This is a genomic window from Albidovulum salinarum (genome assembly GCF_025673475.1).
Lineage (GTDB): Bacteria > Pseudomonadota > Alphaproteobacteria > Rhodobacterales > Rhodobacteraceae > Albidovulum > Albidovulum salinarum.
Genome location: NZ_JAOVQO010000039.1, coordinates 1 through 9777, shown reverse-complemented (window position 1 = coordinate 9777; position 9777 = coordinate 1). Strand labels below are relative to the sequence as shown.

At 65.3% G+C, this 9777-nt stretch carries 9 protein-coding genes and 1 pseudogene; 6 read left to right on the top strand and 4 right to left on the bottom strand.

The window, feature by feature from the left end; genetic code table 11:
• Positions 1-69 precede the first annotated feature (69 nt).
• Genes OEZ60_RS21635 through OEZ60_RS21620 form a run of 4 tightly spaced genes read left to right on the top strand, consistent with a single transcriptional unit; the run spans position 70 to position 5066 of the window.
• Entirely contained in the window at positions 70-1647 is a 1578-nt protein-coding gene (locus tag OEZ60_RS21635) for an ABC transporter substrate-binding protein (protein WP_263340883.1), read from the top strand.
• A 14-nt stretch (positions 1648-1661) separates the two neighbouring features.
• The gene (locus OEZ60_RS21630; protein ID WP_263340880.1) at positions 1662-2621 is read left to right on the top strand and encodes an ABC transporter permease; all 960 of its coding nucleotides are present in this window, start codon (positions 1662-1664) and stop codon (positions 2619-2621) included.
• Positions 2618-3436, top strand: coding sequence for an ABC transporter permease (locus OEZ60_RS21625; RefSeq protein WP_263340877.1), 819 nt, complete (start codon positions 2618-2620; stop codon positions 3434-3436). Before OEZ60_RS21630 ends, OEZ60_RS21625 begins: the two co-directional genes overlap by 4 nt.
• Complete coding sequence (locus OEZ60_RS21620; RefSeq protein WP_263340875.1) at positions 3429-5066, top strand: ABC transporter ATP-binding protein; 1638 nt, start codon at positions 3429-3431, stop codon at positions 5064-5066. The genes OEZ60_RS21625 and OEZ60_RS21620 overlap by 8 nt, the downstream gene beginning before the upstream one ends.
• Positions 5067-5487: 421 nt before the next feature.
• On the opposite strand, the gene OEZ60_RS21615 is transcribed toward OEZ60_RS21620, so the two are convergent.
• The 4 genes from OEZ60_RS21615 to OEZ60_RS21600 form a co-directional block, all read right to left on the bottom strand.
• Entirely contained in the window at positions 5488-5847 is a 360-nt protein-coding gene (locus tag OEZ60_RS21615) for a transposase (RefSeq protein ID WP_263340873.1), read from the bottom strand.
• Complete coding sequence (locus OEZ60_RS21610; RefSeq protein WP_263340870.1) at positions 5844-6293, bottom strand: IS5 family transposase; 450 nt, start codon at positions 6291-6293, stop codon at positions 5844-5846. Before OEZ60_RS21610 ends, OEZ60_RS21615 begins: the two co-directional genes overlap by 4 nt.
• A 141-nt stretch (positions 6294-6434) precedes the next feature.
• Positions 6435-7100: a hypothetical protein gene (locus OEZ60_RS21605; protein ID WP_263340868.1), complete on the bottom strand. Its 666-nt coding sequence runs from the start codon at positions 7098-7100 to the stop codon at positions 6435-6437.
• Between the two features lie 502 nt (positions 7101-7602).
• The gene (locus tag OEZ60_RS21600; RefSeq protein WP_263340864.1) at positions 7603-8181 is read right to left on the bottom strand and encodes a cupin domain-containing protein; all 579 of its coding nucleotides are present in this window, start codon (positions 8179-8181) and stop codon (positions 7603-7605) included.
• 125 nt (positions 8182-8306) lie between these two features.
• Here OEZ60_RS21600 and gabT point away from each other — a divergent pair, with 125 nt between their 5' ends.
• Together gabT and OEZ60_RS21590 are read left to right on the top strand one after the other, a co-directional pair.
• Positions 8307-9608 carry a 4-aminobutyrate--2-oxoglutarate transaminase gene (gene gabT, locus OEZ60_RS21595; protein ID WP_263340863.1) on the top strand — a complete coding sequence of 434 codons (1302 nt, stop codon included), beginning with the start codon at positions 8307-8309 and terminating at the stop codon, positions 9606-9608.
• Between the two features lie 13 nt (positions 9609-9621).
• Positions 9622-9777: pseudogene (locus OEZ60_RS21590) on the top strand (acyl-CoA dehydrogenase); the annotation flags it as partial.

Sequence of the window (9777 nt, the reverse complement as noted above, 5' to 3'; positions counted from 1 at the left end):
GCCGGAATGACCGCCATTGGCAGGGGGGAGGAGCCCCCTGTGCAACCGAAGAAGCAAAGGGAGACCAACATGACGGACGACCACAAGTACAAGACCTTCGCCCGCGCCATCTCGCGCCGGGACTTCATGGGCCGCGCGGCGGCGCTCGGTGTCGGCGCGGTCTCGGCGAGCGCGCTTCTCGCCGCGGCGGCGCGGGCCGAGACCCCGGTCAAGGGCGGCACGCTCAAGATGGGGCTCGGCGGCGGCGAGAGCACGAACTCGCTCGATCCGGCTGCGGCGCTGAGCCAGGTGCCGTTCCACACAACCCGCGCCTTCGGCGAGCCGCTGCTCGACACCAACCCGGACGGCAGCTTCGACTGGCGGCTTGCGGAATCGGTCGAATCCAGCGCCGACGGAACGACCTGGGCCTTCAAGATTCGCCAGGGCGTGGAGTTCCATGACGGCAAGACGCTAACGGCCGAGGACGTGCTCGCGACGATGAAGCGCCACTCGGACGAGAACTCGCAGTCGGGCGCCCTCGGCGTGATGCGCGGCATCGCCGAAATGAAGGCGGACGGCGACATGTTCATCGTGACCACCGCGACGCCGACCGCCGACCTGCCCTACCTGATGTCGACCTACCAGCTCGCGATCCAGCCGAACGGCGGCTTCGACAATCCGGCTGCCGGCATCGGCACGGGCGCCTACAAGGTCGTCTCGGAAGAGGCGGGCGCGCGCTACGTCTTCGAGAAGTTCGCGAACTACTGGGACTCGAGCCGCGGCCATGTCGATCAGGTCGAGATGCTGGTCATCAACGACGCCACCGCGCGGACGGCCGCGCTGCAGTCCGGCCAGGTCCACATCATCAACAAGGTCGAGCCGAAGATCGCCCAGCTTCTGTCCCGCGCGCCGGGCGTGCAGGTCAAGAACGTCGCGGGCCGCGGGCACTACGTCTTCCTGATGCATTGCGACGCCGCGCCCTTCGACAACAACGACCTCCGGATGGCACTGAAGCTCGCGATCAACCGCGAGGAGATGGTCGAGAAGATCCTTCTCGGCTACGGCACGGTCGGCAACGACATTCCGGTCAACGCGGGCTACCCCCTGTTCGACGACACGATCCCGCAGCGGAGCTATGACCCGGAGAAGGCCGCCGAATACTACAAGAAGTCGGGCCATGACGGCTCGCCCATCGTGCTTCAGGTCTCGGACGTCGCCTTCCCCGGCGCGCTCGACGCGGCCCAGCTCTTCCAGCAAAGCGCCGCCGCCGCCGGTATCCCGCTCGAGATCAAGCGCGAGCCGGGCGACGGTTACTGGTCGGAGGTTTGGAACAAGCAGCCGTTCTGCGCCTCCTACTGGGGTGGCCGGCCGGTGCAGGACCAGATGTACTCGACGGCCTATCTCTCGACCGCCGACTGGAACGACACGCGCTTCAGGAACGAGGAGTTCGACGGCCTCCTCAACCAGGCCAAGGGCGAGCTCGACGAGGCCAAGCGCAAGGCGCTCTACAGCGAGATGGCCCATATCCTGCGCGACGAGGGCGGGCTGATCTGCCCGATGTTCAACGACTTCATCGAAGGCGTCCGGGACGAGGTCCAGGGTTGGGAAGCCAACAACGTCTGGGAAGTCATGAACGGACTTGCGCCGCACAAGTGCTGGCTCGCCTGAAGCGGACCGGTGCGATGACCCATCCGATCGTCAAACTCCTGACCCAGCGCATCGCGCTGGGTCTCCTCCTCCTCCTCGCCGCCTCGGCGCTGATCTTCGCCGGCACCCAGATCCTGCCGGGGGACGTCGCACAGTCGATCCTCGGCCAGTCGGCGACGCCCGAGGCGCTCGCCAACTTGCGCGCCGAGCTCGGGCTGAACGAGCCCGCGCTCACGCGCTATCTCCACTGGCTCGGCGCAGCACTCCAGGGCGATCTCGGCACCGCGCTGACGAATGGCCAGGACATCGCGACGGCGATGGGCCAGCGGCTGTCGAACACGCTCTTCCTCGCCGCCTGTGCGGCCGTGATCGCTGTGCCGACGGCGATTCTGCTCGGGCTGATCGCGGTGCGTTACGAGGGCCGCTGGCCCGACAAGCTGATCTCGGGCGTGACTCTCTCCACCGTGTCCGTCCCCGAATTCCTCCTTGGCTATATCGCGATGTTCCTCCTCGCGGTGAAGGTCACGGCCTTCCCCTCGGTCGCGACGATCTACGCCGGCATGAGCCTTCTCGAAAAGCTCCAGGCGGTCGCCCTGCCGGTTCTGGTTCTCGTGCTGGTCGTCCTTGGCCACATGATGCGGATGACGCGGGCGGCGATCCTGAACGTGATGCAGTCGGCCTATATCGAGACGGCCGAACTCAAAGGGCTGCGCCCCTTCGTGATCATCGCGAAACACGCCCTCCCGAACGCCATCGCCCCGGTCGTCAACGTGGTGATGCTGAACCTCGCCTATCTCGTCGTCGGTGTCGTCGTGGTCGAGGTCGTGTTCATCTATCCCGGCATGGGCCAGTACCTTGTCGACCATGTCGCCAAGCGCGACGTGCCGGTGGTGCAGGCCTGCGGACTCGTCTTCGCGGCGGTCTATATCGGGCTGAACATGCTGGCAGACGTGATCGCGATCCTCGCCAACCCGAGATTGAGGCACCCGAAATGACCCGCATTCCGCTCAGCGCCCTGATCGGGCTCGCCCTCACCGGCATCTATTTCTTCACCGCGATCTTCGCCGACCTGATCGCCCCCTACGGCGTCGCCGAAATCGTCGGCGGCGTATGGGAGCCGGCCTCGTCGCAGTTCCTGCTCGGCACCGACGGGATCGGCCGCGATCTTCTCAGCCGGATGATCTATGGCGGCCAGACCACGATCCTCGTCGCGACCGCGGCCACGCTCCTGAGCTTCGTGACCGGATCGCTCCTCGGCTTCACCGCGGCAGTGATGGGCGGCGGGGTCGACCAGGCGCTGTCGCGCGGGGTCGACCTGATCATGGCGATCCCGACCCTGATCTTCGCGCTGATCGTCCTGTCGGTCATGCCGGTCTCGCTGCCGGTCCTGATCCTCGTGATGGGGCTGCTCGACGCGACCCGCGTCTTCCGGCTGAGCCGCGCCGTCGCGGTCGATATCGCGGTGATGGACTATGTCGAGGCGTCGCGGCTCAGGGGCGAGGGCCGGCGCTGGGTGATCTTCCACGAGATCCTGCCGAACGCGCTCAGCCCGCTCGTCGCCGAGATGGGCCTGCGCTTCATCTTCATGGTGCTCTTCATCTCGACGCTGTCGTTCCTCGGCCTCGGCGTGCAGCCGCCGCTTGCGGACTGGGGCGGCATCGTCAAGGAGAACAAGGACGGCATCATCTACGGCGTGCCGGCGGCCCTCGCCCCGGCGGTCGCGATCGCGACGCTTGCGGTCTCGGTCAACCTCGTCGCCGACTGGATCCTGAACCGCACCACGAGCCTGAAAGGGGGCCGCAATGGCTGACACCCTGCTAGACGTCCGCGACCTGAAGATCGCGGCCACGGTCTACCCGCCCGGCGAGAAGCCGCGCGACATCGAGATCGTGCATGGCGTGTCCTTCACGCTCCAGAAGGGCAAGGTCCTCGGCCTGATCGGCGAATCCGGCGCCGGCAAGTCGACGATCGGGCTGTCGTCGATGGCCTATGGTCGCGGCGGCGTGCGGATCAGCGGCGGCCAGGTGATGCTCAACGGCCGCGACATCCTCGCCGGCAACGAGGCCGGCCTGCGGGCGCTGCGCGGCAAGGAGGTGACCTATGTCGCGCAATCCGCCGCCGCCGCCTTCAACCCGGCCAAGCGGCTGATGGAGCAGGTGATCGAGGCGACGCTGAAGCACGGCCGCGCCTCGCGCGCCGAGGCCGAGGCGCGCGCGGTGAAGCTCTTCCGCAAGCTCGGCCTGCCAGAACCGGAGAAGTTCGGCGAGCGCTATCCGCACCAGGTCTCGGGCGGTCAACTCCAGCGGGCGATGACCGCGATGGCGCTCTGCCCGGAGCCGGACCTCGTGGTCTTCGACGAGCCGACGACCGCGCTTGATGTCACGACGCAGATCGACGTCCTCGCCGCGATCAAGGAAGCGATCCACGATACCGGAGTCGCCGCGCTCTATATCACCCACGACCTCGCTGTCGTCGCGCAGGTCGCCGACCACATCATGGTGCTGCGCAACGGCGCGATGGTCGAATACGGCGACACGCGGCAGATCATCGAGGCCCCGCACGAGGACTATACCCGCGCGCTGGTCTCGGTCCGCTCGATCGATCACGAGGAAAAACGCCCCACGCCCGCGCCGCTTCTGAAGGTCGAGAACCTCAACGCCCGCTATCGCGGCACCGCGTTCGACGTGCTGAAGAACGTCTCGGTCGAGCTTCATCCCGGCCAGACGCTGGCGGTGGTGGGCGAAAGCGGCTCCGGAAAGTCGACGCTGGCGCGCGCGATCACCGGGCTCCTGTCGCCGTCGGCGGGACGGATCAGCTTCGCCGGACGGACGCTTTCGGCCGAGATGGAAGACCGTTCGCGCGACGACCTGCGCGAGTTGCAGATGATCTACCAGATGGCCGACGTGGCGATGAACCCGCGCCACACCGTCGGCAAGATCATCGGCCGGCCGCTCGAATTCTACTTCGGCCTGAAAGGAGCGGCGAAACGCAGGCGCGTGATCGAGCTCCTCGACGAGATCGAGATGGGCGAGAAGTTCATCGACCGCTATCCAGCCGAGCTCTCGGGCGGCCAGAAGCAGCGTGTCTGCATCGCCCGGGCGCTCGCCGCGAAGCCGAAGATGATCATCTGCGACGAGGTGACCTCGGCCCTCGATCCGCTTGTCGCGGACGGGATCCTGAAGCTTCTGCTCGACCTGCAAAGGATCGAGGGCGTGGCCTACCTCTTCATCACACATGATCTCGCGACGGTGCGGGCGATCGCGGATTCGATCGCGGTCATGTATCGCGGGCAGGTTGTGCGCTACGGCTCGAAGGCGGAGGTTCTGGCGCCGCCCTTCGACGACTACACGGACCTTCTGCTGTCCTCGGTCCCCGAGATGAAGCTCGGTTGGCTTGAGCATGTGATCGCCCACCGCAAGATGGAGAGCGCGGGGGCCTGAGCAACCGGGCGGCCCGCCCATCTGCGCGGGCGCCCAATATCCGAACGACAGGAACATCCGGTCGTGGCTGGCCGCGAGACCGATCCCCTGACCCCGATCGCCCCGCCGCGAAGCCGCGCCAAGGCGCGTCACATCCTCGGCAACTACTATACGGTCCGGCCCGCGACCCCGAGGTGCTGGAGATCTGGGGCTACACCGACCGCTTCAGCTACCGCCCCGGCGAGTTCTGGGCTTACGCGTCAGCACCACGGCAGATATCTGGGATCTCGAGATCGGCCGCGACGGCGCGTTACGAGCAGGTCCTGACCGTGACCGGCCTGCCGGGCCGCCGCCACGACACGCCGGAGGACTGCTCGGTCCGCGTTTGCGGCCGGCCAGTGGCACTGGTCTGCCCCACCGAGTGGTCCAATGAAAAGTTAGGTCATGTTGACAAATGGCGGAGCCAGAGGCGGATCGAGGTGATGTCGATGAAGCCGAGGAAGCTCTCGGCGGTCTTGTCGTAGCGTGTTGCGACGCGGCGGGCATTCTTCAGCCTGTTGAAGCAGCGCTCGACGAGGTTGCGCAGCCGGTAGAGCCTGCGGTCCACAGCCACGCGCAACTTGCGGGTCTTTCGCATCGGGATGACTGGCACGACGTTGCGAGCCTCCATGGTTGTGCGAACGTTTTCAGAGTCATAACCCCGGTCGGCGAGCAGGACGGCAGGTGCGGGCAGGTTGTCGGCCATGACCAGATCGAAGCCCAGGTAACCTGAGGTCTGCCCCGGTGTGATCCCGGTCCTCATGGGCAGGCCTGCACCGTTGACGCGGAGGTGGATCCTGGTCGTGAAGTGGAACGAAGATCAGGAAACGATCCAGTGGATCGTTTTCCCGACTGACGGGCGCGAGCGGCCGAAATCCTGTCGCGGAGTCCCCCTTTTGCGCCCGCTGCCTGATGATGGGCGCGGACCACGGTGCTGTCGATCATTTGCAGGGCGTGCGGAACGGCCGCACTTTGGTTCAGAGCATCCATGATAGCTTCCCACAGTCCCGCCAGCGTCCGGCGCCGGAACCGCCGATAAACGCTCGACCACTTGCCGAGCTCCTCTGGCAGGTCGCGCCAAGGTGAACCTGTCCGTGCAATCCAGAAAATCCCATCCAGAACAAGACGATGGTTTATGGGTTTGCGTCCATTCGGGGCGCGGACGGCAAAGATGAAGGGCTCAAAGAACGCCCACTCCTGGTCCGACATCAGGTCTCGTGCCAAGCTGGTGTCCATCAAAGATACCAGTTTGAATCACGATCAGCCCGCCCTGTGATCCCCTTTGTCAACTCAACCTAGAATGGCTTGAACACCCGTCGCGTCCCGCCCGCGGCGTTTGGTGCCGGCGCGTTAGCCGGCGCCGCCCCAGCTGAAGCCTTCTTGCAGGTGAACGGCAAGAGCTGCGATGCCTGACAAAATCAGGGCGAAGCACGCGAACAGGGCAAGGGCGATGATCACCGGGCCGGATTTCCTGGGAAAGCGGCGCGCAAGGCGGTCGAACAACGCAGACCTTTCGACCGCGCCGACATAGAGCGGCAGGGCACTGACCAGCGTTGCGTAGAGATACGCGCCCGAGATGTTCTCGAAGAGCGCCGATCTGGCGAGCGTCGGAGCGACGACGCTCAATGCCGTGATCCGGCTACCGGCGAACGAGCCGAACCAATCCGCAGAGAGAACGTATATCAGGGCGTGCAGCACCACGAATGCCATGAGCCTGGCGGTGATGTCGACCAGGACGATGAAGGCTGAGTCTCGCTTTCCACGTGATCCCGTGTTCATCCAGGCGAACAGGAAGAACGAGATGTAGTTCACGATGAATACGACCGGCAGGCCGTTGGTGATGATCTGTCGCAGAAACCGTGACAGGGCAGGCCCGCCGCCGAGCAGCATGGCACCGAAGCCGGGCCGGGTCGCGACATAGAGGAGCACCACCGGGATCAGAGCCGCGAGACTCACCAGTACGACGTTGCGCAGAAAACGCGTGAAAGGCAACTCGAGGGAAAAGAGCCGGTTCATCCGCATTGATCCGCCATCCTTCCGCGTCCTGTCGTAGCGCCGGCGCTTGTCCGTGCCAAAGGAAAATCCAGCCCGGGCGTCCTTGATGTGGATTTGGCGAAGCTCGCGGTGGGGGATGGTCTTCGTCGGGCCGAACCGCAGAGCCTCCGGTCCTGTTCGGATTGTGAAGGATCTGTCGCCCGATCGATATACAATCAGCGGCTTGACGTGGATCCTGCGTTCTGTCCCCGTCGCCGTCGATCATGTGCGCCAAGATGGGCAAAATCAACCCCGCGACTCGGTCGGAAAGGTTGAGCGCCCTCCATCCCCGACGGCGCAGTTTAACCGCCTCCATGAAACCTTCACACCCGTCCACTGCGATATGTCAACCAGGCCGGTGTCTCGCCAGACCGCTCGGGTTACGGTGGTGTCAACTCTTTATACTTGGCAATTGTTCGGCAAAGGCCAATGCGTGCCCCCGCAACCATCGTTGCTTGCCGAACGCCAACGCCCTCCAAGAACACTACAGGTAGGGTGGGGAACACGCCGAAATCACGGTCGCTGGACGGTCGCCGACATTTCGGAACCTGTGAGGCTCCTGGGATTTGAACAGGAACGCGTCACCGGCCTTGAGAATGGCGGTACGGTCGCCGACGGTCAGTTCGATCTCGCCCGACACGACGATGCCGCCCTCGCTCGCGACATGTTCGAGCATGTCGTCGCCGGTATCGGCGCCCGGCTCGTAGGTCTCGTGCAGGATCTGCAGATTGTGGGCGCGGGCGTCCCCGACCTGCTTCAGCGTGATCTTGCCGACCGTGCCTTCGCGCCCGGAATAGATGCGCGAGGTCAGGTCCCTCAGCTGCGACGGCGTAAAGAACACGTCTGAACTTTGCGGGCTTTCCGGCTCGAAAAATTCTGACATTCCAATGTTCATTCCGCCCAGAATCTTGCGCAGAGAGGCGACGGAAGGGCTGCTCTTGTTCGTCTCGATCATCGAGATCTGTCCATGCGGCACATCGGCCGCATCTGCCAGCTGGCGTTGCGACATTCCGTAACGCAGGCGCAACTCCTTCAGGCGCGAGCCGACGTCGAAGTCATTCATAGCGGTCCTCCACGTGTTCCCTTCGTCTTACCTGTGACGAGAGATTGGCTCAACATCCAAAAATCCTGTTGCTCAAAATACTGAGCGATGCTAATGCGCTTTTTGAGCCACCAGGGAGTGCGGAAATGAGTCTGACTGAGGAACTGAGAGCGCGGCGCGGGCACGCGGTTGCTGCCGGGGTCGCGACGCGCGGCATCTACGCGGAGCGCGCTCAGAATGCCGAGCTTTGGGATGTCGACGGCAAGCGTTACATCGACTTCGCCGCCGGGATCGCCGTGAACAATACCGGCCATCGCCATCCAAGGCTCATGGCGGCTGTCGCGCGGCAGGCCCAGGCATTCACCCATACCTGTTTCCACGTCGCGCCGTATGAGGGCTACATTCGGCTGGCCGAGCGGCTGAATGCGGCCACGCCCGGCGATTTCGCCAAGAAGACAATGCTGGTCACGACCGGGGCCGAGGCGGTCGAGAACGCCGTCAAGATGGCGCGCGCCCATACCGGGCGGTCCGGCATCATCGCCTTCTCCGGCGCCTTCCACGGGCGCACGCTGATGGGCATGGCGCTGTGTGGCAAGGTCGCGCCCTACAAGAAGGCTTTCGGCGCTATGCCGCCCGAGGTCCATCACGTCGCGTTTCCGAACGCCTATCTTGGCGTCACCCCGGAGATGAGCCTCGCGCAGCTCGACCAGTTGTTCAAATCGAGCATCGACCCGGACCGCGTCGCTGCGATCATCATCGAGCCGGTGCAGGGCGAGGGCGGCTTCAACGTTGCTCCGGCAGAGTTCCTGCGGGACCTGCGCAAGCTCGCCGACCGGCACGGGATCGTCCTGATCGCGGACGAGGTACAGGCAGGCATGGCGCGGACCGGCAAGCTCTTCGCGTTCGAGCATGCCGGCGTCGCCGCCGACCTCGTAACGATGGCCAAGGGGCTCGCCGGCGGCTTCCCGCTTTCCGCTGTCACGGGACGCGCCGAGATCGTCGATGCGGCCCCGGCGGGGGGAATCGGCGGTACCTATGCGGGCAATCCGCTGGCGGTCGCCGCCGCCAACGCGGTTCTCGACGTGATCGAGGAGGAGGACCTCTGCCGGCGCGCGACGGAAATCGGCGACCGGATCCGGGCCCGCCTCACGGCGATCGCCGCGCGCCAGGGCATGGAGCCGATCGGCGACGTGCGCGGCCTCGGGGCGATGATCGCCTTCGAACTCGTCACCGACCGGTCGAGCCGGTCTCCGGATCCGGCGCTGACCCAGGCGATCGTCGCCGAGGCCGAGGCGCGCGGCCTCATCATCCTGCCGTGCGGGACCCGGGCCAATGTCGTCCGGCTCCTGCCGCCGCTGACCACGCCCGATGCGCTCGTCGACGAGGCGCTCGACATCATCGAGGCGGCCCTCGAGGCGGCGATCTCGAAAACCGCAGAAGCTGCCTGAAAGGACCAAGACCATGGCCAAGGACCTGAGCGCGCAAAGCCGCCCCGACCTGTCGCGCTTCGACTGGGAAGACGCCTTCCGCATGGAAGACCAGCTGACCGAGGAAGAGCGGATGCTCCGCGACGGCGCCCGCGCCTACGCGGCCGAAAAACTCCAGCCGCGGGTGATC

Excerpts from the sequence above, each read along its gene's own strand:
- OEZ60_RS21635 (WP_263340883.1), top strand. The coding sequence starts at position 70 with ATGACGGACGACCACAAGTACAAGACCTTCGCCCGCGCCATCTCGCGC.
- OEZ60_RS21630 (WP_263340880.1), top strand. The coding sequence starts at position 1,662 with ATGACCCATCCGATCGTCAAACTCCTGACCCAGCGCATCGCGCTGGGT.
- OEZ60_RS21625 (WP_263340877.1), top strand. The coding sequence starts at position 2,618 with ATGACCCGCATTCCGCTCAGCGCCCTGATCGGGCTCGCCCTCACCGGC.
- OEZ60_RS21620 (WP_263340875.1), top strand. The coding sequence starts at position 3,429 with ATGGCTGACACCCTGCTAGACGTCCGCGACCTGAAGATCGCGGCCACG.
- OEZ60_RS21615 (WP_263340873.1), bottom strand. The coding sequence starts at position 5,847 with ATGAGGACCGGGATCACACCGGGGCAGACCTCAGGTTACCTGGGCTTC.
- OEZ60_RS21610 (WP_263340870.1), bottom strand. The coding sequence starts at position 6,293 with ATGTCGGACCAGGAGTGGGCGTTCTTTGAGCCCTTCATCTTTGCCGTC.
- OEZ60_RS21605 (WP_263340868.1), bottom strand. The coding sequence starts at position 7,100 with ATGAACCGGCTCTTTTCCCTCGAGTTGCCTTTCACGCGTTTTCTGCGC.
- OEZ60_RS21600 (WP_263340864.1), bottom strand. The coding sequence starts at position 8,181 with ATGAATGACTTCGACGTCGGCTCGCGCCTGAAGGAGTTGCGCCTGCGT.
- gabT (WP_263340863.1), top strand. The coding sequence starts at position 8,307 with ATGAGTCTGACTGAGGAACTGAGAGCGCGGCGCGGGCACGCGGTTGCT.